General features: G+C 55.5%; 22 protein-coding genes. 17 read left to right on the forward strand and 5 right to left on the reverse strand.

The features are described 5' to 3' along the window. Nucleotides 1–96 precede the first annotated feature (96 nt). Nucleotides 97–1,164 carry an IS5 family transposase gene (locus tag DPRO_RS16475; protein ID WP_097010253.1) on the reverse strand — a complete coding sequence of 356 codons (1,068 nt, stop codon included), beginning with the start codon at nt 1,162–1,164 and terminating at the stop codon, nt 97–99. Further along, the gene (locus DPRO_RS16480; RefSeq protein ID WP_097013048.1) at nt 1,097–2,134 is read right to left on the reverse strand and encodes a cache domain-containing protein; all 1,038 of its coding nucleotides are present in this window, start codon (nt 2,132–2,134) and stop codon (nt 1,097–1,099) included. The genes DPRO_RS16475 and DPRO_RS16480 overlap by 68 nt, the downstream gene beginning before the upstream one ends. Nucleotides 2,135–2,225: 91 nt before the next feature. Here DPRO_RS16480 and DPRO_RS16490 point away from each other — a divergent pair, with 91 nt between their 5' ends. The 6 genes from DPRO_RS16490 to DPRO_RS16515 all read left to right on the forward strand — a co-directional run bounded on the left by DPRO_RS16490 (nt 2,226) and on the right by DPRO_RS16515 (nt 11,189). Continuing rightward, a complete protein-coding gene (locus tag DPRO_RS16490) occupies nt 2,226–3,179 on the forward strand; it encodes an Lcl C-terminal domain-containing protein (RefSeq protein ID WP_232005631.1) in 954 nt (317 codons plus the stop codon). Nucleotides 3,180–3,471: 292 nt separating this feature from the next. Then, nucleotides 3,472–4,713 (forward strand): NAD(P)-dependent oxidoreductase, encoded by a 1,242-nt coding sequence (locus DPRO_RS16495; RefSeq protein ID WP_097013051.1) that lies wholly within the window; start codon nt 3,472–3,474, stop codon nt 4,711–4,713. 52 nt (nt 4,714–4,765) lie between these two features. Further along, nucleotides 4,766–5,983: a patatin-like phospholipase family protein gene (locus DPRO_RS16500; RefSeq protein WP_157917533.1), complete on the forward strand. Its 1,218-nt coding sequence runs from the start codon at nt 4,766–4,768 to the stop codon at nt 5,981–5,983. A gap of 339 nt (nt 5,984–6,322) precedes the next feature. Next, a complete protein-coding gene (locus DPRO_RS16505) occupies nt 6,323–7,006 on the forward strand; it encodes a CerR family C-terminal domain-containing protein (protein WP_097013053.1) in 684 nt (227 codons plus the stop codon). After that, nucleotides 7,006–8,097, forward strand: a complete 1,092-nt coding sequence (locus tag DPRO_RS16510) for an efflux RND transporter periplasmic adaptor subunit (protein WP_097013054.1) — start codon at nt 7,006–7,008, stop codon at nt 8,095–8,097. Before DPRO_RS16505 ends, DPRO_RS16510 begins: the two co-directional genes overlap by 1 nt. A 2-nt stretch (nt 8,098–8,099) precedes the next feature. Beyond that, nucleotides 8,100–11,189 carry an efflux RND transporter permease subunit gene (locus DPRO_RS16515; RefSeq protein WP_097013055.1) on the forward strand — a complete coding sequence of 1,030 codons (3,090 nt, stop codon included), beginning with the start codon at nt 8,100–8,102 and terminating at the stop codon, nt 11,187–11,189. Nucleotides 11,190–11,255: 66 nt separating this feature from the next. Here the strand turns inward: DPRO_RS16515 and DPRO_RS16520 are convergent, their stop codons facing one another. Genes DPRO_RS16520 through DPRO_RS16525 form a run of 3 tightly spaced genes read right to left on the reverse strand, consistent with a single transcriptional unit; the run spans nt 11,256 to nt 13,385 of the window. Then, on the reverse strand, nt 11,256–12,110 hold the full coding sequence (locus DPRO_RS16520) for a hypothetical protein (protein WP_097013056.1): 855 nt from the start codon (nt 12,108–12,110) through the stop codon (nt 11,256–11,258). After that, entirely contained in the window at nt 12,107–12,277 is a 171-nt protein-coding gene (locus DPRO_RS20160; protein ID WP_157917534.1) for a hypothetical protein, read from the reverse strand. Before DPRO_RS20160 ends, DPRO_RS16520 begins: the two co-directional genes overlap by 4 nt. Nucleotides 12,278–12,287: 10 nt before the next feature. Further along, complete coding sequence (locus tag DPRO_RS16525) at nt 12,288–13,385, reverse strand: LeuA family protein (RefSeq protein ID WP_097013789.1); 1,098 nt, start codon at nt 13,383–13,385, stop codon at nt 12,288–12,290. Between the two features lie 320 nt (nt 13,386–13,705). On the opposite strand from DPRO_RS16525, the gene nifH reads away from it, so the two are divergent. The 11 genes from nifH to DPRO_RS16580 all read left to right on the forward strand — a co-directional run bounded on the left by nifH (nt 13,706) and on the right by DPRO_RS16580 (nt 24,757). Next, the gene (nifH, locus tag DPRO_RS16530) at nt 13,706–14,536 is read left to right on the forward strand and encodes a nitrogenase iron protein (protein WP_097013057.1); all 831 of its coding nucleotides are present in this window, start codon (nt 13,706–13,708) and stop codon (nt 14,534–14,536) included. 80 nt (nt 14,537–14,616) lie between these two features. Next, nucleotides 14,617–14,970 carry a P-II family nitrogen regulator gene (locus tag DPRO_RS16535; RefSeq protein ID WP_097013058.1) on the forward strand — a complete coding sequence of 118 codons (354 nt, stop codon included), beginning with the start codon at nt 14,617–14,619 and terminating at the stop codon, nt 14,968–14,970. Next, nucleotides 14,970–15,344 carry a P-II family nitrogen regulator gene (locus DPRO_RS16540; protein ID WP_097013059.1) on the forward strand — a complete coding sequence of 125 codons (375 nt, stop codon included), beginning with the start codon at nt 14,970–14,972 and terminating at the stop codon, nt 15,342–15,344. Before DPRO_RS16535 ends, DPRO_RS16540 begins: the two co-directional genes overlap by 1 nt. Nucleotides 15,345–15,368: 24 nt before the next feature. Then, nucleotides 15,369–17,006, forward strand: a complete 1,638-nt coding sequence (gene nifD / locus DPRO_RS16545; protein ID WP_097013060.1) for a nitrogenase molybdenum-iron protein alpha chain — start codon at nt 15,369–15,371, stop codon at nt 17,004–17,006. A gap of 123 nt (nt 17,007–17,129) precedes the next feature. After that, entirely contained in the window at nt 17,130–18,506 is a 1,377-nt protein-coding gene (gene nifK, locus DPRO_RS16550) for a nitrogenase molybdenum-iron protein subunit beta (RefSeq protein ID WP_097013061.1), read from the forward strand. Between the two features lie 135 nt (nt 18,507–18,641). Continuing rightward, entirely contained in the window at nt 18,642–19,814 is a 1,173-nt protein-coding gene (locus DPRO_RS16555) for a NifB/NifX family molybdenum-iron cluster-binding protein (RefSeq protein ID WP_097013062.1), read from the forward strand. Nucleotides 19,815–19,829: 15 nt separating this feature from the next. After that, nucleotides 19,830–20,132, forward strand: coding sequence for a (2Fe-2S) ferredoxin domain-containing protein (locus tag DPRO_RS16560; RefSeq protein ID WP_097013063.1), 303 nt, complete (start codon nt 19,830–19,832; stop codon nt 20,130–20,132). Nucleotides 20,133–20,145: 13 nt separating this feature from the next. Then, nucleotides 20,146–20,601, forward strand: a complete 456-nt coding sequence (locus DPRO_RS16565) for a GNAT family N-acetyltransferase (protein WP_097013064.1) — start codon at nt 20,146–20,148, stop codon at nt 20,599–20,601. Between the two features lie 37 nt (nt 20,602–20,638). Next, a complete protein-coding gene (gene nifE, locus DPRO_RS16570) occupies nt 20,639–22,021 on the forward strand; it encodes a nitrogenase iron-molybdenum cofactor biosynthesis protein NifE (RefSeq protein WP_097013065.1) in 1,383 nt (460 codons plus the stop codon). Next, a complete protein-coding gene (locus DPRO_RS16575) occupies nt 22,014–23,384 on the forward strand; it encodes a nitrogenase component 1 (protein ID WP_097013066.1) in 1,371 nt (456 codons plus the stop codon). Before nifE ends, DPRO_RS16575 begins: the two co-directional genes overlap by 8 nt. 104 nt (nt 23,385–23,488) lie before the next feature. Further along, on the forward strand, nt 23,489–24,757 hold the full coding sequence (locus DPRO_RS16580) for a radical SAM protein (protein WP_097013067.1): 1,269 nt from the start codon (nt 23,489–23,491) through the stop codon (nt 24,755–24,757). The last annotated feature ends 39 nt before the right edge of the window (nt 24,758–24,796 follow it).

The raw sequence follows: 24,796 nt of genomic DNA on the forward strand, positions 1-24,796 counted from the left end.
AATTTGATGTTCTGACCGCACCCCAGCTTGGGCTCATTCCCGGCCTTTTCCTGCCATTTCTGGCCGAAATGCCGGATTTTGGACGCACCTCTCCCTTCAGGCTCGCGCCAGTCGAACAGCTTTTTTCAAATTGAACGCCATGGCGAGGATGTGGAACTCTCCCTCCACCTTCTCACGACCCACGTATCGGGACCGAAAGAATGCGTAGCCACGTTTGAGTGTGCCGAAGGCCCGCTCGACTATTTGCCGAATGCTGCTGATGTCACGGTTGCGGGTCTTTTCGAAGTCTGTCAGCCTGCCGCCACGAGGCGTCTTGTCCATGGTTCCGTCCTCCAAATCGCGATCAAACAGAATGTCCCGGTTCTTCCCGCTGCAATAGCCCTTGTCCGCATAAACCCGTGCGCCGGGATCAAGGCCGACGCCATTCACGAGCCGCTCGAATTCGCCCGTGTCCGAATGGTTCGCGGGAGTGATGTGACCACAGAGCAGAAACCCGTCTCGACTGTCCGTCGCGGCATGGAGCTTGTAGCCGTAATAGGCCCGATTTCTCTTGCGGAGCCAGGCCGCCTCCTCGTCATCCGAATAGCTGACCCGGCAGTCCACCGGCCCATCCTGTTCTTCGGCGTCCTCGGAACGGTCCTCAGGCATCACGTCGATAACCTTGCGCGGCCGCCGCTGCGACTCGACTACCGAGGCGTCCACCACGGCTCCCTCACGGACAAGAAGCCCTTGTCCTTCAAGCTGGCGGTTAAGCATGTCGAGCAAGGAGTCCAGCACCTTCAGGCGGATCAAACCGTTACGGAAACGGCATATGGTGGTCTCGTCCGGCACGTCGTCCTCGATGGAAAAACCGGTAAATCTGACAAAGGAGAGCCGGTCGAGCAGCGCCTGCTCCACGCCCGGATCACTCAGGTTGTACCAACGCTGCAAGAGCAGAATCTTGAACATCGCCAGAGGCGGATAGGCGGGATTGCCCACGGCGTTGGCCTTGCGCCTGATCTTCTTGCACAGAAAGGCGTTGATGGGCTGCCAGTCGATGAGTTCGTTGATCTCATCCAGAAATGTGGTCTTGGTTCTGCGGTGCCCCAGGAAGTAATCACCCAACCGAGGTCCTTTCTGCCGAATAGCCATGCCTTCCTCCTTTGGATGGAGAAATAATAGCATAATAAATCAAATAGTTAAAGAGTAAAAGTGTGGGATTTGCCGTGCAGAGGTCTCGAATCAGTTTCCAGACCCGCCGGTTAGCTTGATCGCAGTCTGTTTCCTGCGGTGTCAAAACGATGGTCGAAAACGTATACGTTGCATAATCGTCCTTGATCTGCCCGGTGGTGGCGTTCTTCACCGTTTTCCAGATAATGGGGTATTCATTTTGGAATGTGAGCGATTGCCTGTCATCGTACATGAATCCCCATTCTTTTTTCTTGTCTGGATGAAGAAGCCAGTACCCCTTGTTGTTGAGGAGCATGGTTGATCCGAAGTCGTCGTGCTGTTTCTGACTCGTCATGATGGAGTCGAGCACTTCCTGACCCAGGTAGTTCAGTATAACCAGTCCCAGCAGTTGACCGTCCGCATTGTATACAGGGGTTGCAAAGCGGATCATGGGCTTGAGTGGTAGTTCAATTTTTCCGTTCTCGATGTTCAGATCAAATGGAGAAACATAAATCTCGCCGGGTTCGACAACGATGGCTTCCTGGAAATAGTACCGGCTGCCCTTATCCTGAAGCTTGTTGGGTGGAACCGCCGCCGGAGAGCCGTCGTTGTTGTTGACCCGAAGTATCTCCATGCCCGACTTGTCCAGAAGTCTTATCTGATCGTAATCCTTGCTGAACTCACACAGTCGGATGAACTCCTCCTCGATATCCTTCCTGACACGTGTTTCGGTTTCCGTCATGAAAGAGCGGACATCTATCATGTTGGCTATGAACTGAAGGTTGATAAAAACGTCCTTGAGATCGAGAGTAACCGCTCTGGTAGTCAGGTTGGTGTGCAGTCGGTCTGTTATGTGGCGGGTTTCCTTCAGGGCTTTCACTTCCTTGTTGTACATGCTGAAAAGCACGCCACCTGCCAGCGCTGAGAGCAGGAGCGTGATAATGAGGAAACTTTTCAGGTCCAACGATTTATGAAATGGTGCCATGAGAAATCCGCCTTTGTGTTCACTGGGAACGTTTTTCTCCCATATCACGGGAAAGAGGACTTACGGATTATAATTTGTAACTTGATATTTGATGGCGTTATTGATCGTGCAGAGAGAATCCGCAATGGTCAGCACGTTTTTGGAGCGAGAAAAGAGAGGGATGGCAGTGCGATTTTCTGAGCAGGAATCATTGATTGTCGATAACGCGACAGGGCTGGTGTGGTTAAAGGATGCGCTTTCGGCAGAGACTGGCCTATCGTGGCCTGAGACTTTCGATTTCATTGATGAGATGAACAGGAAGAAGGTTGCGGATCGTTCAGATTGGCGGCTCCCCAACCGACGGGAATTGTACTCTCTGGTCGATCACTCCATGCGCGAACCGGCCCTGTCGAAGGATCATCCATTCATCAATGTATGGGCCGGTAAGTACTGGACATCCACAACATCGGCACGGTCCAAGGCGTACGCCTGGTGGGTTCAACTGAGCGGCGGTCGCATGTTCTTTGGTAATAAAAGTGATGACTGTATGGTCTGGCCGGTTTGTGGAACGAGTGAGACACTGCATGCTACGGGGCAGACGGCTTGTTACAACGTTGCTGGCGAAGAGGTCCAATGTGATGGGCTGAAGCAGGACGGAGCGATCCAAGCCGGACTTCCTTGGCCTGAACCTCGTTTCATCCCGCAGGATGACGGTATCCTTGACGCCATGACAGGCCTCATCTGGACCGAGTCGGCGGATCTCGCAGAAGGCATGACGGATTGGCGTTCAGCGCAGGATATCATCACCGGTATGGCCGATCAGACGGGGATGGCATGGCGGATGCCGACCATTATGGAGTTGGAATCCCTGACCGATTGCGATCACGCTGATCCGGCACTTCCCCAAGGACATCCCTTCACGGATGTCAATGAGGCCTACTGGTCCGCAACCACCAGTGGCTACGATGCGGATTGGGCCTTCTGTTTGTATTTTCATAAAGGGGCTGTCGGCGTCGGCTATAAATCCAACCTTGATTTCCATGTCTGGGCCGTTCGCGAAGAGTGATTCTCCTCGATGCAAGGCCATCGTCGATGGAAACGGACCGAAGTTCGGATCATTCGGTTACGCCATCATTTCCCGAACATTCCGCTGCGATACATTCGGATAGAAGAATATCCGTAAAAATATGGGTCTGTTGCTCGCCTTTTGTAATGAGAAAAAAGGCTGGAAATCGTTGGTGCGTCTAGGTTCATATCGTGTGAAAGAGGTCTTTGCATTTGCGTGTTGCCGCTGCATGAGGTAGGACCACCGATTCCAATACCGGTATCCCGAAAATATAACTTTTGAGAGGAAAGGAATGGGCAAACATATCCTGGAAGAAGCGTCCCGTTGTCTGAAATGCAAGAAACCTTTGTGTAGCAAAGGGTGCCCTGTGAGCACACCGATCAACCAGATGGTCGAGGCCCTGCAGGACGGTGATATGCATAAGGCGGGAGCCATGCTGTTTCAGAACAATCCGCTGACAGCGATATGTTCGTTGATTTGCCCGCATGAGAATTTTTGCGAAGGGCACTGTATTCTGGGCAAGAAAGGCTCGCCCGTGCATGTCAGCGCCATCGAGAATTATATTTCACGGTACTACCTTGCACAGTTCCAGCCGTTGCGCCCGGAGAACGAGAATAACGACAAGCGCGTCGCCATTGTCGGCTCCGGCCCTGCCGGGTTGACCGTTGCTTTCATCCTGGCTGCAAAGGGGTTCGATGTGACCCTGTTTGAATCCAAGGAGCGCATCGGTGGCGTGCTGCAATACGGTATTCCGGATTTCCGTCTTCCCAAGGATATTCTCGAACAGCTCAAACAGAAGCTTTTGGGGCTGGGCGTCAAGATTCGTCCCAATATGCTCATTGGTCCCGTGGTCAGTATCGATGATCTGTTCCGCGACGATTACAAGGCCATTTTCATCGGCACGGGTGTCTGGAACCCGCGGCCTCTGCGCCTCAAAGGGGAGACACTGGGCCATGTGCATTACGCCATCCACTATCTCAAGAACCCGGACGTGTATGCCCTGGGCAAGAAAGTGGCGGTAATCGGTGCCGGAAACGTGGCCATGGACGTGGCCCGTACGGCCCTTCGCAAGGGCGCGGAAGAAGTGACCGTCCTGTATCGTCGCGGGGAAGGGGATATCTCGGCCACCAAGTACGAGTACGACTACGCCAAGCTTGATGGCGTGCAGTTCAATTTCTACAAGTCGCCTGTGGAGATCACTGATGGCGGCGTGATCTGTGCTGATACCGAGGTGGTGGAGACCGAGGACGGTTCGCGTTTGCAGGCTGTTGAAGGGAGTGAGAAGTTGTTCGAGGCCGATTCCGTGTTCATTGCGGTGAGCCAGGCCCCCCGCAGCAATCTGTCTGGTTTGGAGGTTGGAAAGACAGGGCTTGTCATAACCGACGAGGACGGGCGTACCACCCGGGATGGCGTGTTTGCATCGGGCGATGTGGTCACCGGAGCCAAAACCGTGGCCGAGGCCGTGAACCAATCCAAGCGTTCGGCCCAAACCATCATCGACTATATTGAGAGTCTGGAAGAGCAGGGCGCATAGCCTGTTGGTTTCCAGTGGACGCCGGGTGCGGCTTTCCCTTATGGTCGCGACCATGAAATTTCGAAATTCGTGTTCCCCCTTGTATGCCAAGGGACGGATCGCTGTTGTCATCTGTGTGCTTGTGGTGATGCTGGCGACTCTCTCGGGCTGTGGCGTAAAACGATACGGCTTGCCTGTCGATGCCGAGGGTGAGGTCAAGGTAATGGATTTTGAAGCGATCCGTTACTATGGCGATACGGCCCCGGAGAATCTCAAGGATTCCCTGGAGCGCTGGTATGAACGGTACAGCAAGGCAACACATGGCAAGAAAATTACCATGCTCAGCCTTTCCGGTGGTGGGGCCAATGGTGCCTTCGGCGCAGGATTCCTCGTAGGATGGACTTCCACCATGACGCGGCCGCAGTTCGATATGGTCACCGGCGTGTCCACCGGCGCACTCTTTGCCCCTTTTGCATTCCTTGGTCCGGGGTACGATGCAGTCATCAAGCTGCTTTACACCAGCTATTCCACCGACATGCTCGTCGAGCGACGTTCCATCGGCTACGCATTGTCCGGTGACTCCATCTACAGCACGCGCCTCATGCGACAGGTCATGGAGACATTCTACAGCGACAAGCTTATCGATGCCATTGCCGAAGAGCATCGCAAAGGGCGCATGCTCATCATCGGCACCACCAATCTGGACGAGATGCGCCCCGTGTACTGGGATATCGGTGCCATCGCCGAGTATGGAACTCCAGAGGCATACCAATTGGTACGCGATGTCATTCTGGCATCAGCAGCCATTCCGGTGGCTTTCCCCCCGGTCTACATCAAGGTCCGCAACAATGGCTATGAATACGATGAAATGCATGTGGATGGCGGTGTGACCAATCAGGTTTTTTCGTATCCTCCGAGCATACGGCTTCGTGATGAATTGAAAAAAATGGGTGAAGAGCGTGACGTTGAACTCTATGTCATCCGCAATGACGCCTTGCGCTCCAAGCGAACCATCGTGGCGCCGCGTATTGCTGACATTGCTTCACGATCACTAATGGGATTGATTCGCAATCAGGGCATCGGCGATCTGTACCGGATATATTACACGGCCAAACGGGACGATGTTTCCTTTCATCTGGCGGTCATTCCACCCGAGGTGGACCAGAAATCCGACGAGATGTTCAGCCCGGAATATATGAAGAAGCTGTTTGAAATAGGCCGCTCCAAAGCCATGGGTGAAAAACCGTGGCTCAAAGACCTCCCTCATGACCTGATGCGTGGCGCTTTCTAGCTGAATAGGGACGAGAGTTGTTGAATCCTCTGCGTCTACGATTCCCCAATAGATTTCCTTTTGCCTGACTGTCGAGCCAACTCGTTCCGCTGTCTGCGTAGCTGTTTCAAGTGAAACCCTGTTCGTTCGGCGCCATGATCCGTCGGGCTTCAATATCCCTGAATATACTTTGCTGGCTGACTGCTGAATCCAGATAGATCATCTCGCTGGATTCGCCGTATTACATTGTCATTTTTTGTGTTGAACAAACGTTTGACATAGAACATGTGTAAGCGTAGTAACTGTTCTCTGAATTGTGGAGTGATGTTGCAAAATATTGAGTGAAAGGAAGTTTTTTACATGAGTGATGCGCCGAAATCATTGAATAAAAAGGCTCAAGGGGAAGAGACTCGGGCCACGCTGATTGCAGTGGGTGCCAAGTTGTTCGCCCTGCACGGATTTCATGGTGTGTCCATGCGGAAACTGGCTTCGGAGTCAGAGGTCAATCTGGCGACTGTGGGCTACCACTTTGGCGGCAAGGCGGGATTGTATGAGGCGATCCTGCGTGAAATATTCGATGTCCGCGACAACTTGTTCCCTTCCGCTCAAGAGACCAGAGAGCAGGTTGCCAAGGCCGGCACTGACCCCAAGCGACTGGGGGATGTTGTCTCCTGGTATGTACACCGGATGGTGAACGGGCTGCTTGATTGTGAAGAGAACTTTTGGCCCGCATTCCTCATTTCTCGTGAGTTCGCCCAGCCCACAGCTCAGTTCAAGGCTCTGGAGCAGGAGTTTTTCGATCCTGTCTTCGAGTCCCTGATGACTCTTGTCTGTGCCGTGCTGCCCAAGGATACGGATAGGGAAGAGCAGATCATTGCAGCGCACTGCATGATCGGCATGGTCGTCAAATTTCTTGAAGGTGCCGAACTTATCAATCGCCGTCTTGAGTGGGAAAGCTACAAGGGACGTGGAACCGAAAAAATAGCCGAGGTCCTCGGCAAACGCATGCGAGGCTTTTTTGGCCTCCCCATGGAGAATATATAATGAACCGTTTTATTCCTTTTGCCCTCTTGCTGTGCCTTGTTTCCTTGCAGGCATGCAACCAGTCGCCGGAAGAGGTCAAGACACCGGTTCGTCCGGTCAAGACCATGGTGGTGAAGAGCAACGACGAAGGGCGTCGCTGGACGTTTTCGGGTACGGCGGAAGATGCGCTCGAAACCGACCTTTCCTTCCGCGTCAATGGCAAGATCGTTCATTTTCCGGGTGATCAGATCGGTCGCAAATTTGCTGAGGGAGACATCATCGCGCGGCTCGATCCCGCTGATTACGAGCTGGAGGTCCGGCAGGCCAAGGCCAACCTTGAGCAGGTCAGGGCCAAATTTGTTCGCGCCGAGGCTGATTTGAAGCGTAATCGTCAGCTGTATGAACGCAATGTCATTTCCCTTGGCGAGCTGGATCAGATTGAAGCGGAATTCAAGTCCTATGACGCCCAGCTCAAGGCCTCTGCCAAGCAACTGGAAATTGCGCAGAAACATTTGCTCTATACCGTTCTCCATGCGCCTTTCAACGGCTGGATCGGCAAGGTGGAAACCAAGATTCACCAGAACGTGAACGCCGGGCAACCCGTGGTTTCGTTCAATGCTGGTCGCCAGATGAAGATGTATGTTGCCGTGCCTGACGTGCTCATTACGCAGGTCCAGGAAGGGGATGAAGTGGAAGTGGTCTTTGACGCCATCCCCGGCAAAACCATGACCGGCAAGGTGATGGAAGTGAGCGTGGATTCCGCATCCGGTTCCGCTTATCCCGTGAAAGTGTATCTCGACAATAAAGAAAAGCTGATCCGCAGCGGCATGTCAGGGCATGTCAACTTCCTGCATCAGGGATCGGGAAAAGACCGCTTGTTCGTTCCGCCCGTAGCCGTGGTCGGCAAGCCGGACGGTTCTCGCATCGTGTGGGTCGTCGATCCTGAGACTTCCACCGTTAAGCCCCGCACGGTCACTGTGGGTGAATTGTCCGCCCTTGGCCTTGAAGTGCTTGGCGGTGTTTCCTCCGGCGATATCGTCGTGACCCGTGGCGTGCACAGCCTCAAGGAAGGGCTCAAGGTTCGCTTCTCCAAGAACGGTCTGGAGGGTTAGCTGTGAATCTCGCCAAATGGTGCATTGAAAACAATCGGACCTCGCTGGTCCTCTTCCTGATCATCGCCGTGGGTGGTGTGATGACGTTCTTCAGCATCCCCAAGGATGAAGACCCCGACTTCACCATTAGGGTGGCGCTGGTCTCCACGCAGTTTCCCGGCGCTTCCCCCCAGCGGGTCGAAGAACTGGTGACTGACAAGCTTGAGGAAAAAATCCGTGAAATGGACGGGCTCAAAAACGTTCGTTCCCAGTCCATGACCGGTGTTTCGATCATTGAAGTGGAGTTCGTGGATGCCCTGAAGGACATGGAACCGGTCTGGCAAAAGCTCCGCAACAAGATTACGGACGCCGAACCAACCCTGCCTCCCGAAGCTCACAAGCCCATGGTCAACGACGAGTTCGGTGATGTCTTCGGTATTCTTATCGCCATCACGGGCGATGGGTTTTCCTACCGCGAGCTCAAGGACGCCGCAGATGACATGCGTGACCAACTGCTCAAGGTGGACGGTGTGGGCAAGGTCGAGCGCTGGGGTGTTCAGGATGAACGGATTTTCGTTGATTTCACCAACTCCCGCATGGCTGCGGCAGGCATCAGCCCATTTGCCCTGAGCCAGATCATCGATCATCAAAATACCATTCAACCCTCCGGTTCATCCAAGGTCGGTGCCGAGCGTATCGTCATCGAACCGACCGGTGAGTTCAGCAGTGTGGACGACCTGTATTCCTTGGCTATCCGGCCCCCCGGGCAGAAAAGCTCCATCCGGCTCGCTGACGTGACTACCATCACCCGCGGTTTTGCTGATCCGCCGTCCACCATGACCCGTTTCAACGGGAAACCCGGCCTCATGTTGGCTGTGTCCATGGCCGAAGGCGGCAACATTACCGAACTGGGTGATCGCATCACCAAGCGACTGGATGAGTTGAAAGAGCGGATGTTCCACGGCCTTGAAACCGATATCGTGGTTTTTCAGCCCGATTACGTGGATACCGCCATCAACGACTTCATGATCAACCTGTTCGAGGCATTCATTTTCGTGGTTGTGGTCATTCTGGTCTTTGCCGGATTCAAGACCGGACTCGTGGCCGGTTCGCTGGTTCCCATGGCAATGCTCGGCTGCATCGGATTGATGCCGTTCTTTGACGTGGGCCTGCAGCGAATCTCCATTGCCTCGCTGATCATTTCACTGGGTATTCTGGTGGATAACGGCGTCGTGGTTTCCGAGGCTATTCTTGTGCGACTTGCCTCGGGCGAAGAGCGCATGAAGGCCGTGAAAGAAGCGGTCTCAGAACTCTGGATGCCGCTGCTCGCCGCTTCCCTGACCACGATATTCGCGTTTTTACCGATTCCGTTGGCAGAGAACGCCACGGGTGAGTTTTGTTTCTCGTTGTTCGTGGTTGTCTCTTTGGCACTGCTCTGTTCATGGGGGCTCTCCATGTCCATGGTGCCGATGATGTGCTACTACGTCCTCAAGCCAAAGGTGCAGATTCAGACATTCACCAGCCGGATGTACCGTGGCTACAGGGCGTTCCTGCTGTTCTGCCTGCGCAACCGGACTGTTTTCGTCGCAGCGGTCGTGCTTTTGTGCGTTGTGGCTGGCTGGGGATTCCAGTTCGTACCCAAGATGTTCTTCCCGCCCAACGAGCGGGCGCAGTTCACCATTGATTTCTGGCAGCCTTATGGCCGGGATATCACGGCCACCAATGACCGTGTGCAGGAGCTGGAAGAGTTCCTGCTTGCGGATGAAGAGGTGAACAGTGTCGGTACGTTCGTCGGCCATGGCGGTCCTCGCTGGTATCTCCCCCTCAATCTGGAGCAGCGAAATGACAACCTCGCCACGCTCATCGTCAACACCGTGTCCGTTGAATCCGTGGACCGCGTTATCGATCGAACTCGCGATGAATTGAACAATGCCTTCCCGGATGCGGATTTCAGCCTGAAGAAGTTAATGAACGGCCCTCCGGTGGGTGCGCCATTGCAGGTCCGAATCTCCGGCCCCGATATCAAGACGCTCTATAGCCTGCGAGATCAGGTCGCCAACATTATCGAATCCAATGCAGGTATCACCCGCGTATGGGACGACTGGGGTCAGTGGACCAAGAAGATGCAGGTCGAAGTGGATCAGGACAAGGCTCGCGAAGCCGGGCTGTCCAGTTTCGATGTCGCAGTATCTTTGCAGACATCCATGAGCGGTCTCAAGGCCTCGGAGTACCGCGAGGGTGATACGATCATCCCGATCATCCTGCGTAATGACGAAGGATTTCGCGATCGTCTGGACAAGCTCGAATCCCTCAATGTTTATTCATACGACAGTGGCAAGGCGGTTCCGCTCAGTCAGGTTGCGACTACTCAGATGGCCTGGCAGCCCTCGGATATCAGACGCCGGGACCAGACACGGACCATGACCGTCAAGGCGGACGTGGCCGATGGTTACTATGCGCTCTCCATTCTGAACAATGTCCGTCCTGAAGTGGAGGCGTTGCAAAAGACCGATGAATGGCCGCTGGGCTATACGGTCGAGTACGGTGGTGAGTTCGAGAAGTCGGTGGAATCCCAGGAAGCCATCAACGCCAACATGCCGTTGGCTATGGGCCTGCTGATTCTTGTGCTGGTTTTCCAGTTCAACTCCCTGCGTCGCCCGTTGATCATCCTGCTGACTCTGCCTCCCATGCTTGTAGGTATCACGGCTGGAATGTTGGCAACCAACGCGCCGTTCGGTTTCATGCCCATGCTCGGCATGATTTCCCTGCTTGGTATCATCGTCAATAATGCGATCATGCTTATTGATCGCATCGAAATACAACGCGGGCGCGGCCTGTCCCTTGCGGACTCCATCGTCATTTCGACCATGGAACGTGCACGCCCGATCATCATGACCGCCACCACGACCATCATCGGCATGATTCCGCTCTCCTTGCAGGGCGGGGAGATGTGGCGGCCCATGGCCAACCTGATCATGTCGGGACTGGCCTTTGCCACCATCCTGACACTGGTCCTGTGCCCGGTCCTGTACTCGATCTTCTACAAGCAGTCCTTCAAGGACTACGAGTGGGACCCCTCGCTACCGGAACGGGGTAGCGACCTCACTGCCTAACCAATGCAAAAGCCCTCGCGAATCTGTCGCGAGGGCTTTTTTGTGGGCATGACACAGTGAGCAGGGTCAGATGGAACAATGCATCCTCTCCAGCGAATTAGCCAGTTGCGGCAGGTAGGGTTCGGTAAAGAACAAATGCTGATCCAGCGGCAGCTTGCGGGCGGGAGCTGTGGCTGTAGTCTGAATGGTTATGGTTTGTTTTCCGATACTCACGACCATGGGAACGATTTCCTCCTCCGACTCACTGCACAGACTTTCGCGTGTGCCAGGTACAAAATGCGAGATGGTCCCGTTGGGATGGACGGCCTTGAGCTTACTCAGTGTGGTCGTGACCCGGATGACATTGCCGTCCTCGTCAAACACCAGTGAATTGGCATCACCGTTTACCCCGACAGCGTCCGGGTCAAAGGCGGTTATTTCGCCTGCGAGTGTCTGGATGGTGGAAGGGGCGGCAGGCTCCAGGGATTCAATGACACCATCACGAGTGAAGCTGATACCGATGCGGGCTTGGATAAATCCCGATGCAGTGGATACGGGAATGGTCTCGCCCGGCCACAGGGTAATGCTGCGGATGGCTTCATTGTCATAAAATGATACGCTGATGACCCGCGCTTCTCTTTTTCCCAGTGGGGTTAGCAGGCGGACGGGGGCAGCCAGGCTTTCCTCATCTTCCTGCGTCCAGTAGCCGGACAGCTTGCCGTTGAGCGGAAAAATGCGGTTGATGGTGCCATTCTCATGAAAGGAAACCAGCTCGGCAGGGATAGCCCCGGCAGGCGTTACAATTGGTGTCTGCGTTTCCAGCGGGATGGACTTCACCTGACCGTTCGCATGATAGGTGATGGGTTCGATGTCTTTTCGTCGCAATTCGGTGGCTGTGGTCTGCGGTGTCAGTTCGCCGTATCTGGTAGTGATGGTTGTCATCGTGTTTCTCCTTTGGCTGGATTGAAGGCATGCGCGGAGTGGGGCATGGATACGGAAGCTGTCAGAACGGTTTCCGTATTGTCTTTTGTATTATGGGCTGATCCATCGGCTTGGAGCGGAGTGGACAGCATGCATATCCAGAGCATGGCATAGATGAATTTTTTCATGGGGGACCTCCTAGTGACGTTTAGCCAGTTCAGTGAATTCGGAATCCGAAAGAGGGCGCTTCAATTCCCAGGACAGTTTTCTTACAGCCGAAACGAGCGCGGGGATTTCCTGAGTCTGCCAGGGTATCTCGTGATGGCCGAGAGCCTGGGCAACGGCGGCCCGCCCGCTTTTGCCGCCAACCGCGACAACGCGCTCTGCACCGATTGCTTGTGGTGAGTACGGCTCGAAAAGGTCAGTGGATTTGCTGAGAGCATGCGCATGGATACCGGATTCGCAGGAGAATATGTCCTTACCGGCAATGGGCTTTGTGCGCGGGACAGATATGCCGGCAGCTTGAGCGACCGTATGGCAGAGCGGGCGAAGGTGTGCAGTTTCATAATCATGGGTTGTCTCCTTTATGCTGAGATAGGCTGCCACCTCTTCCGTGGCGGCGATACCGGATCGTTCTCCGATGCCGAGGACCGAAACATCTGCATAATCACTCCCGGCAGACAGTGCGCTGATCGCATTGCCCGTGGCCATGCCGAAGTCATTATGACAATGGACGGCCAGATCGATGGAAAGGCTGTTGCGAAATGCGGTCACAAGCCGCTGTGTCTCCGGGGGCGTCAGCACGCCAAGGGAATCGGAGAGGCGGATGCGCGCTGCACCGGTTTCTTCGGCAATCTGAGCCAGTGAAAGGGCAAAGGCCGCATCGGCCCGGGATACATCCTCCAGTCCTACGGAGAGGTACTTGATGCCAAGCAGCCCCGCTGTGAGCAGGGTACGGGCGACTCGTTCCCTAAGCCCTTCGCGATTGGTCTTGAGCCGAGCGGCAATATGGCTGTCAGATACGGGGACCCCGACATTGATTCGGTCAACGTCGAGTTCTGCGGCAAGTCGGATGTCCGCATCCCGGCACGGCGTCCAGACAGACAGTTTCGTTTGTCCGGCAACCGGGCGTAGCCGACGGATCAATTCTTCCAGTCCTTCCTGACCAATCCAGCCGATCTCCAACTCCTCGACGCCGAGAGCCAGAAGGCCGTTGGCGATCTTCTCCCTCATATCTACTGAGAAGTAGGCGCCGAAAAGCTGGGCTCCTTCCCTGAGTGTTGTGTCGATCAGCATGATCATCGCTCCTGTCGTTCGTTACATTGATATGCATATAAAGCAGGAACGGTGCCAAAAACGACAGATTTGCTAAGTGTTTGAAATTATTGAACTTGTCTGTTTACCTTCTTGTCTAAAATCTACCTACACTTTTGTAGTTTCCTACAATGATGTCATTTGAAAGTGTGGTTTCCTACATTTTTGGTAGGTGGTTTTTCTCGCCGCTCTTTTAGTTTTTCTCCTGTTATTACTGTTGTTTGTGTTGTTTTTACAGGTTTGGCACGTCACTTGCCAATAGGAGAAACAACTACGCCACAAATAACCATGGAGGAGAAATCATGAGAAAAGTAGCAATTTACGGAAAAGGCGGCATTGGAAAGTCCACCACCACTCAGAACACTGTTGCCGGTTTGGCGGAAATGGGCCGCAAGGTCATGGTCGTCGGCTGTGACCCCAAGGCCGACTCCACCCGCCTGTTGCTCGGTGGTCTGGCTCAGAAGTCCGTTCTCGATACCCTTCGTGAAGAGGGCGAGGATGTGGAACTCGAAGATATCCGTAAGCCCGGATTCGGTGGAACCTGGTGTGTTGAGTCCGGTGGCCCGGAACCCGGTGTCGGTTGTGCCGGTCGCGGAATCATCACTTCCATCAACATGCTCGAATCCCTCGGCGCCTACGAAGAGTCCGAAGGCCTTGATTACGCCTTCTACGACGTCCTCGGTGACGTTGTCTGCGGTGGGTTTGCCATGCCGATTCGTGATGGCAAGGCCCAGGAGATCTACATCGTCTGTTCCGGCGAGATGATGGCCATGTATGCGGCCAACAACATCTGCAAAGGTATCATGAAATATGCCGAATCCGGTGGCGTCCGCCTTGGTGGTCTGATCTGTAACTCCCGTAATACCGACCGTGAAGCGGACCTGATCACCGAGCTTGCCTCTAAACTCGGCACCCAGATGATCTACTTCGTGCCCCGTGACAACGACGTCCAGCGCGCAGAGATCAACCGTAAAACCGTCATCGAATGGGATGGTTCCGTGAATCAGGCCAATGAGTACCGCGGTCTGGCCAAAGCCATCGACGAAAACGAAATGTTTGTCATTCCTACCCCGTTGGAAATCGAAGACCTGGAACAGCTGCTGCTGGACTACGGCATCATGGAAGCTGCCTAGCCTCTCTCCCTTATCAGGGTTGGTGTATGGGTAATTGTAATCAAAGTATAGTAATATCAAGTTGATAGGAGAGAGTGAAAATGATGATCATGGTAAGAGCTATTGTCCGTCCCGAAAAAGCCGACGATGTCCTGGCAGCGCTCATGGACAACGGTTTCCCCGCTGTCACTAAATACTCGGTCGCAGGTCGAGGCAAGCAGCGCGGCATCAAGATCGGTGAAGTCACCTACGATGAAATTCCCAAGACCATGCTCATGAGTGTCGTCAATGCTGCGGACAAGGATTTCGTCATCACCACCATCATGGATGCGGCCCGCTCCGGTGCCAAGGGCGCTTTCGGCGACGGTAAGATTTTCGTCACCGAAGTGGAAGATGTCTACACCATCAGCTCCGGCGTCAACGAGACCGCCGCAGCCAGCGAGGAGGCCGCGTAATGAAGGAAGTCATCGCAGTTGTGCGCATGAACATGATGAACAAGACCAAGACCGCGCTGACTGAAGCGGGCGTCGATGCCTTCTTCGCTCATGAAGCACAGGGTCGAGGCAAGGGGTTCGTCAATGCCGCAGTCGTCGAAGGCGCGGAGAGTGGCTACGAAGAAGCCGCTGAAGTGCTCGGCGAAAAAGGCAAGCTCTATCCCAAGCGCATGTTGACGGCGGTCGTTACCGACGACCAGGTCGAGGAAGTTGTCGAAGCCATCACCAAGGTCAACCAGACCGGAAAGCCCGGCGACGGCAAGATTTTTGTCCTTCCCATCGGCGACGCTGTTCGCGTCAGAACCTCTGAAGCCGGCGAACAGGCCATCCTGTAGCCGCCGCAGAAGGAGAGTAAATACATGGCCAAGACGAAAAAGGTTGTGCAGCTCATGCCCACCGACATCAAAGAGGAACTCCTTGCGAAGTATCCTCCCAAGGTGGCCCGGAAGCGCGCAAAACAGATAATGATCAATGAAGCCACGGAAAGCGAGGCTCCGTCAGAGATCCTGGCGAACGTCCGCACCATCCCCGGCATCATCACCATGCGCGGTTGCACCTACGCAGGCTGCAAGGGCGTCATCATGGGGCCCACCCGCGATATCGTGAATATCACCCACGGTCCCATCGGCTGCGCCTTCTACTCGTGGCTGACCCGCCGTAACCAGACCGATGCCGGTGAAGATGGCGAGAACTACATGACCTACTGTTTCTCAACAGACATGCAGGATCAGGACATCATCTTCGGTGGTGAGAAGAAGCTCGAAGCATCGATTCAGGAAGCCTATGACCTGTTCCACCCCAAGGGAATATGCATTTTCGCCACCTGTCCTGTCGGACTCATCGGTGATGACATCCACGCCGTTGCCAAAAAGATGAAAGCCAAGTTCGGCGATTGCAACGTCTTCGCCTTCTCATGTGAAGGATACAAGGGCGTGTCCCAGTCTGCCGGTCACCACATCGCCAACAACCAGGTCTTCACACACCTCGTGGGCGAAAACGAGGAACCCAAAGAGGGCGAATACAAGATCAACCTGCTCGGCGAATACAACATCGGCGGTGACGGGTTCGAGATTGATCGTATTCTCAAGAAGTGCGGCATCACCAATATCGCCACCTTCTCGGGCAACTCGACCTACGACCAGTTCGCTTCGGCCCAGTATGCCGACCTGAGCGCCGTCATGTGTCACCGGTCCATCAACTACGTGGCCGATATGCTGGAGACCAAATACGGCATCCCGTGGATCAAGGTGAACTTCATCGGTGCCAAGTCCACGGCCAAGTCCCTGCGCAAGATCGCTGAATACTTCGGCGACAAGAAGCTCATCGACAAGGTCGAGGCAGTGATCGCCGAGGAAATGATGGAAGTGGACAAGGTCGCCACCGACGTCCGCACCCGGACCGACGGCAAGACCGCCATGCTCTTCGTGGGTGGCTCCCGTGCGCACCACTATCAGGATCTCTTTGCCGAGATGGGCATGAAAACCCTGTCCGCCGGTTACGAGTTCGCTCACCGTGACGACTACGAAGGCCGTGAAGTCATTCCTGATCTGAAGGTCGACGCCGACTCCCGCAACATCGAAGAGATCACCGTCGAAGCTGACCCGGAACTCTACAACCCGCGCAAGACGCCCGAAGAACTCAAGGCGCTGGAAGAGGCTGGCTATCAGTTCAAGCACTACGCCGGAATGAACCCCGACATGGACAAGGGAACCCTGATCATCGACGACCTCAACCAGTACGAAGCCGAAAAGCTGGTGGAAATCATGAAGCCCGACATCTTCTGCGCGGGCATCAAGGAAAAATACTCCATCCAGAAGACCGGTGTGCCCATGAAGCAGCTGCATAGCTACGACTCCGGCGGTCCCTATGCCGGATTCCAGGGCGCCGTCAATTTCTACAAGGAAATCGACCGCCTCGTCGGAAGCAAGGTCTGGAGCTACATGAAAGCTCCCTGGCAGGAGAACCCGGAACTCACAGGCACCTTTGTCTGGGAATAGCAATTTGTCGAAACCACCGGCTGCGTTGTCCTGAGGGGGAACCGTCAGCCTCATCGGAACGTAACCTCGAATTGGACTTCGCATGTCCGGTCCAGACGCAAATTGAAGGAAAAGGATAGTATAATGGCATTACTCAGACATACCCCGGCTGAAGTCAAAGAGCGCAAGGCGCTCACCATCAACCCGGCCAAAACCTGTCAGCCTATCGGCGCCATGTACGCGGCGCTGGGTATCCACGGCTGCCTGCCGCACTCGCATGGTTCGCAGGGCTGCTGTGCCTACCACCGCTCCATGCTGACCCGGCACTACAAGGAACCTGTATCCGCTGCCACCAGCTCGTTCACTGAAGGCGCATCGGTTTTCGGTGGTCAGGCCAACCTTGTCCAGGCCATCAACAACATCTTCACCGTGTACGAGCCCGAAGTCATCGCGGTGCACACCACCTGCCTGTCGGAAACCATTGGCGATGATCTGAATCAGATTCGCGACAAGGCCCAGAAGACCGGCAAAATCCCCGAAGGCAAGACCGTCATCGGCGCACCGACTCCGAGCTACGTCGGCTCCCATGTCACCGGTTTTTCGAACATGGTCAAGGCCATGGCTCAACTGGCGGAACCCTCCGGCAAGAAATCCGGCAAGGTCAACGTGATCCCGGGCTGGGTTGAACCGGCAGACATGGCGGAAATCAAACGCCTGGCAACCATGGTCGGTGTGGATATCACGCTGTTCCCGGATACCTCGGGCGTACTCGATGCCCCGTTGACCGGCGAATACAAGATGTTCCCTGAAGGCGGAGTGACCGTCGAGGAATTGAAGCATGCCGGTGACGCGACCGGTACCCTGGCCCTTGGCGAGTGGTGCTCGGCCGATGCCGCCCGCTGGCTCGATTCCAAGTGCAAGGTTCCCTGCACCGTGCTGGATATGCCGTTCGGCCTCGCTGCCACTGATCGTTTCATCGACGTCCTGCGGACGGTGGCCGGTGTCTCGGTACCGGATAGCGTCGCCTACGAGCGCGGTCAGCTCGTGGATATGATTTCCGACATGCACCAGTACTTCTACGGTAAGCGCGTGGCCCTGTGGGGCGACCCTGATCAGTTGATCTCCATGTGCGAATTCCTGGTCTCCCTCGACATGCAGCCCGTGTACGTCGTGACCGGTACCCCGGGCAAGAAGTTCGAAAAGCGCATTCAGGAAATCTGCGCAGACCAGCCTTTTGAAGTGAAGGTCAAGGCCAAGGGCGACATGTTCCTGATGCACCAGTGGATCAAGAATGAACCTGTCGACCTGCTTATCGGCAACACCTACGGCAAGTACATCGCCCGTGACGAAGACATTCCGTTCATGCGCTGGGGCTTCCCCATCGTGGACCGTCAGGGCCACCAGTACTTCCCGACAGTCGGCTACAAGGGTGGGCTCAGGCTACTCGAAAAAATCCTGAACCTCTTCCTGGATCGCAAGGACCGCGACGATCCTGAACAGGTCTTCGAGCTCGTTCTGTAGCACTCCAGTACCTCCGCGGCGGAGAGCTTCCCCCTCCGCCGCGGCTATTGAGAAAGGTCCGATGGCGACGCACTCGCACTTTTCTGAATAGCCGCAATGAATCGTCGAAATGAAAAGCAACAAAAGTAGGCAGACATGGAAACGACAACCACCGAATACACCAATCACCCCTGTTTCGGCATAGCAGCCCGGAAACAGTTCGGTCGCCTGCACCTGCCGGTGGCTCCACGCTCCAATGCCAAGGTTCGCTTTACGTCAAATGCCCGTCCGCAGCCTGCCATGATGCCTGAAGAGGCGTTGAGCTGGATGGAACAGGTCATTGATAACGGCATGGATATCGACATTGTGGGCATCACCGGTCCCGGTGATCCGCTGGCCTCGCCCGAGCCGGTCATCCGTACTCTTCGCATGGTTCGGGAGACCTATCCCGACATGAAGCTGTGCCTGACCTCCATCGGTCTGAACGGCGCCATGCACGCTCCGGAACTGGCGGATATCGGCCTGTCACACATCACGCTGCTGGTGGATGCCGTTGATCCCGCTGTTGCCGAAAAGCTTTACGCATGGGTTCGTCCGTCCACCAAAACCGTGTCCCTCGAAGAAGGGGTCCGCAAGCTGCTTGATGAGCAGGCTGCTGCGGTTTCGGCTTTTTCCAAAGCAGGGATCACCGTCAAGGTCAACACCACGGTCTATCCCTCCATCAATGCCGGTCATGTTGAATCGGTGGCCAAAACCGTGTCCGAGCTCGGCGCTTCGATGATGGCGGTGGTGCCGTACATCCCGACCGAAGAAAACCATGAAATTTCCCGCACCGATCAGGGGCTGCTGTCCACTGTCCGCGAATGTGCGGCTGCACATATCAATCTCATGCCTGCCTGGGATGAGTGTGGCGAATCCATTGTCGGCACTGAAATGAAAAAGCCTTCGATGGGCGGCGTCACCGTCCTGCCCAAGCCGACCCCGGAGCGCCCCAATGTGGCGGTGGTCTCATCCAATGGAATGGATGTCGACCTCCATCTGGGGCATGCGGCGCAGGTCATGATTTACGGCCCCCGCGAGGATGGGCTGGCCTGTCTGTTGGAAGTGCGTGACGCACCGGAACCCGGTTCCGGCGTCAACCGCTGGAAACAGTTGTCGAGTATGCTGTCCGATTGTTTTGTTCTGCTTGCGGCCAGCGCCGGAGAACGGCCCCGCGATGTGCTCAGTCGAAACGGCATTTCCGTGCTGATCACGGACGGCGGCATCGAAGGAACCGTGGACGTGCTGTATGGCGGCGGAAAGAAAGGCAAGAAAAAGAACACCATATAAATGAGGAGATAAACAATGGCTGTACCTGAGAGAATGATTATTTGTTGTCAGAGTTTTCGTGCCGCGGGCGACCCAAAAGGCATCTGCCACAAGCAGACTGATGGATTCCTGCAGTACATCGAAGAAGAAATTCTCGACCGTGGCCTGGACGCGCTGGTCGTTGCCACCACATGCCTCAAGCAATGTGAATCCGGCCCGATCATGGTCGTTCAGCCCGACAACTGGTGGTTCAAGGGCGTGGATAGCGAAGAAGCCATCGACGAAATCCTTGATGCGCTGGAAGAGGGCGAACCCTGTGCCGACTACCTTGCTGCCTAGGTGAGAAATCCCCATGCCTGAAGCCGTTGTCATCCGACCCGCCGAGTATGCTGACCTTTCTGGTCTCGTCTGTCTGCTTGAAGCGCTGTTCTCACTGGAGGAGGACTTCCGCTTCAACCCTGCCAAGCAGCGGCGTGGGCTGGAGATGATGCTGAACAATGGTCGGGGACGCATCCTGACTGCCTGTAATGCCAACGGGACTGTGGTTGGCATGTGCTCGGGACAGTTGACAATATCCACGGCAGAAGGCGGTCCCGCCGTCCTTATAGAGGACGTGGTCGTCCACAAGGACTGGCGGGGCCAGGGCATTGGGGCCCGGCTCATGAATGAAATCAGCCAGTGGGCGCAGGAGAACAGGGCGCAGCGCCTTCAGCTTCTGGCCGATGTCGACAACAGCGCAGCACTTGATTTCTACGCTCACCTTGGCTGGCGAAAGACGCAACTCATCTGCCTTCGTAATCGAATGTAACAACGTATCAGGCCAATAACTCATTAGGGGAAGAACAATGAGTACCATCTTGGAAGAAAGAAAGGATCAGATCCACCGGACCGGTGAAGGCGCTATCGATATCGCCTGCAACCGTGAGTCTCTGGCGGGTGCGGTCAGCCAGCGGGCCTGTGTGTTCTGCGGCTCCCGCGTGGTCCTGTATCCCATAGCCGATGCCCTGCACCTTGTGCACGGTCCCATCGGTTGTGCCGTCTACACCTGGGATATCAGAGGGGCGCTCTCAAGCGGCCCGGAACTGCATAGGCTGTCCTTTTCCACCGATCTTCAGGAGACCGATGTCATTTTTGGTGGTGAGAAAAAACTGGAAGCCGCTCTGGATGAACTCATTGACCGGCATAACCCAAAGGCCGCTTTTGTCTATTCCACCTGCATCGTGGGGCTGATCGGCGATGACCTGGAAGCGGTTTGTCGTAAGATGTCCGAAGCCAAGGGAATACCGGTTCTTCCGGTCATGTCCGAAGGGTTCAAGGGCAACAAGCGGGCCGGATATCTGGCTGCCTGCAAGGCGATGTTCAAGCTCATCGGCACCCGTCCAACCGAAGGCATATCCGATATTTCCATTAATATTTTTGGTGATTTCAACCTCGCCGGTGAGATTTGGATCATCCGTGAATACTTCGAGAAGATGGGTGTGCAGGTAGTTGCCAACGTGACAGGAGACGGCCGCGTTAACGATATCGGCCGATGCCACGGCGCAGCTCTCAATCTGGTGCAGTGCTCGGGCGCAACTCTCGACCTTGCCAAGATGATGGAGGAATCCTTCGGAACACCCTACGAGCGGGTCTCCTACCTCGGTATCGAGGATATGGCTGACTCACTCTACAAGGTGGCCGATTTCTTCAAGGACAAGGACCCGGAGATCGTGGAGCGCACCCGCACTCTGGTTCGGGATGAGTTGCAGAAGCTCATGCCCGAGCTGGCGCAGTACCGCCGCGATCTGGAAGGCAAAAAGGTCGCCATGTACGTGGGCGGATCGTTCAAGGCCTTCTCTTTGGTCAAGGCGTTCCGGCATCTCGGCATGAAGGTGGTCATGGTCGGCTCCCAGACCGGGACCAAGGAAGACTACGCCGAGCTGGAACAGATCACTGATCCAGGCACGGTCATTGTTGATGATGCCAACCCGCTTGAGTTGTCCCATTTCATCAAGGAAAAGGATGTGGACATCTTTGTGGGCGGGGTCAAGGAACGCCCCATTGCTTACAAATTGGGTGTTGGTTTCTGTGACCACAACCACGAGCGCAAGGAAGCGCTGGAAGGCTTTGAAGGGATGCTTAATTTCGCCCGCGAGATTCATGCCTCGGCCATGTCACCTGTGTGGCAGTTCGCGCCGCGCCGGGCCAATCGCCCATCCGAACAGGGAAAGGAGGCCGTCAATGAGTAAGGTCAAAATGCCTGCAAAGCCCAACTATGTTTCCACCACCAACGCCTGCAAGCTGTGTACGCCCCTTGGCGCATCCATGGCATTCCGCGGTGTGGAAGGCGCCATCCCGTTCCTGCATGGATCGCAGGGGTGTGCCACCTACATGCGTCGGTACATCATCTCTCATTTTCGTGAGCCGGTGGATATCGCTTCTTCGGCACTTGGTGAAAAGAACGCCATCTACGGTGGTGGTCCCAACCTGAAGAAGGGGTGCCTCAACGTCATGAAAAAGTATGAGCCGAAGCTCATCGGCGTTGCCACCACCTGCCTCACCGAGACCATCGGCGATGACGTGCCCATGATCATGAAGGAGTTCCATGCCGAGTTTGGTGATCTGGAACTGCCGGAGATCGTGCAGGTCTCAACGCCCAGCTACAGCGGGACCCACACCGATGGATGGCACGGCGCGGTCCGTTCGCTGGTCGAGCAGCTTTGCGTTTCTAAAGTAGAGGATACAGGAAAAATCAACATTCTTCCCAACATGGTCTCCTGCGAAGATATCCGCCATTTGCAGGACATCTGCCGCGATTTCGGTATCGGAGCCACCATTCTGCCCGACATTTCCGAAACCCTCGATGGTCCGGCCCTGGAGGATTACGTGAAAATCCCCTCCGGCGGCACGCCCATTGAGGAGATCAAGGAGATGTCCGGTGCTCGCGGCACCATCGAGTTTGGCCGGTGCCTGCCCAAGAAAACTGGCGGCACCTCGCTGGAATCCTCCTTCGGTGTCACCAATCACCGCATTGGCCTGCCCATGGGGTTACGCGAGTCGGATCGACTCTACGACACGCTGGTCGAACTGTCCGGCACCGACATTCCCCGTCGATACGAACTGGAGCGTGGCCGCCTCGTGGATGCTTACGTGGACGGACACAAGTACGTGTTTGGCAAGCGGGCCGTTGTCTACGGCGAGGAAGATCTGGTGGTCGGGCTGTGCGCGTTTCTGTCCGAGATCGGCATTGATGTCGTCCTGGCCGGAACCGGCTCCCGCAACAAGGGACTGGAAGACGCCATTGCCGCAGTGACGGATGGTGTGGCCCGGATGGCGCCGCAGGTCCGTGAAGGTGTCGATTTTCACGACATTGCCGAAGAAGCCGAGACCCTCGCGCCCGATCTGCTTGTCGGTCACTCCAAGGGGTACCGCTATGCCAAGGCATGGGGCGTTCCGCTGGTTCGTGTCGGATTCCCCATCCATGACCGCTTCGGCGGGCAGCGCATGCTGCACCTCGGCTACAAGGGCGCGCTCAATCTGTTTGATCAGATCGTCAACGTCGTTATCGAGAAAAAGCAGGCTGATAGCTTGGTCGGCTACGGATACATCTAGGATACTTTGAAATAATATATCGTGTTTCGCAACAAGGCCTGCCGCAGAACGCCTTCAACGGCTTCGAGAGAGAGAGTGACAGGCGGCAACCACAGGAGAGAATCATGCACAAGGATACCACCAAGCACCCGTGTTTCAATAAGGAAAAAGCTGGCTCCTGCGGCCGTGTACATCTGCCCGTGGCCCCCAAATGCAACATTCAGTGCAACTACTGCAATCGCAAGTATGACTGTGTGAACGAGTCCCGCCCCGGTGTGACCAGCGGCGTTCTCAAACCGTATCAGGCTGCGGAGTACATGGATAAGGTATTGGAAAAGGAACCGCGTATCACGGTGGCAGGCATTGCCGGTCCGGGCGATCCGTTTGCCAACCCTGCCGAAACCATTGAGACCATGCGTCTGCTCAATCAGAAGCATCCACAGCTCCTGTTCTGCCTGTCGTCCAATGGCATGGGAATCCTGCCGTATCTGGATGATATAGCCGAGCTGGGCGTGTCCCATGTGACCATCACCATTTCGGCGGTGGACCCGGCCATTGGCGCGAAAATCTACTCCTGGGTCAAGGATGGCAATGTCGTCTATCGCGGCGAGCAGGGGGCCAAAATCCTGCTGGACCGGCAGTTGGCAGCCATCAAGGGCCTCAAGGAGCGGGGCGTTGTGGTTAAGGTGAACTCCATCGTCATTCCGGGCATCAACGATGAGCACATTGTAGAAGTTGCCAAGGTTGCCGCAGAACTCGGGGCCGACATCCAGAACATGATTCCACTCAAGCCGACGCAGGATACCCCGTTCTCGGGAATCACCGAACCCGGTAGGGAGACCGTTGTTCCCCTGCGCAAGGAGGCGGGCGAATACATCGAGCAGATGACCCACTGCAAGCGGTGTCGTGCCGATGCTGTCGGCCTGCTGAACGAAGACAAGTCTATGGCCCTGTGCGGCACCTTGCAGGCTTGCTCCAAGCTCAAGCCGCTGGAAGTGGAAATGGCCCGCCCTTACGTGGCGGTTGCCACCCGTGAAGGCATGCTGGTGAATCAGCACCTCGGTGAGGCCGGATCATTCCAGATATGGGGCGAATCAGATGCCGGAACCTTCCGGATGGTGGAGGAACGTCAGGCGCCGAAATCCGGGTGTGGTCCCCAGCGTTGGGCTGACCTTGCCAACACCTTGAGCGACTGTCGCGCTGTATTGTGTGCGGCAATCGGTGAAACACCGAAGATGTTGCTGGAAGAGCATGGGGTGAAATCCTATGTCGTGGACGGGTTCATCGAGGATGCGCTGCGGTTTGTCTATGAAGGCGGCGACATCAATGCACTCAAGGTGCGACGTAGCGGCATCGGCTCGGCCTGTTCGGGTGGCGGTGGCGGCTGCGGCTAATCATGTCACTGTCATAAAACACCTATATCAAGGAGAGAC

This window comes from Pseudodesulfovibrio profundus, assembly GCF_900217235.1.
Lineage (GTDB): Bacteria > Desulfobacterota > Desulfovibrionia > Desulfovibrionales > Desulfovibrionaceae > Pseudodesulfovibrio > Pseudodesulfovibrio profundus.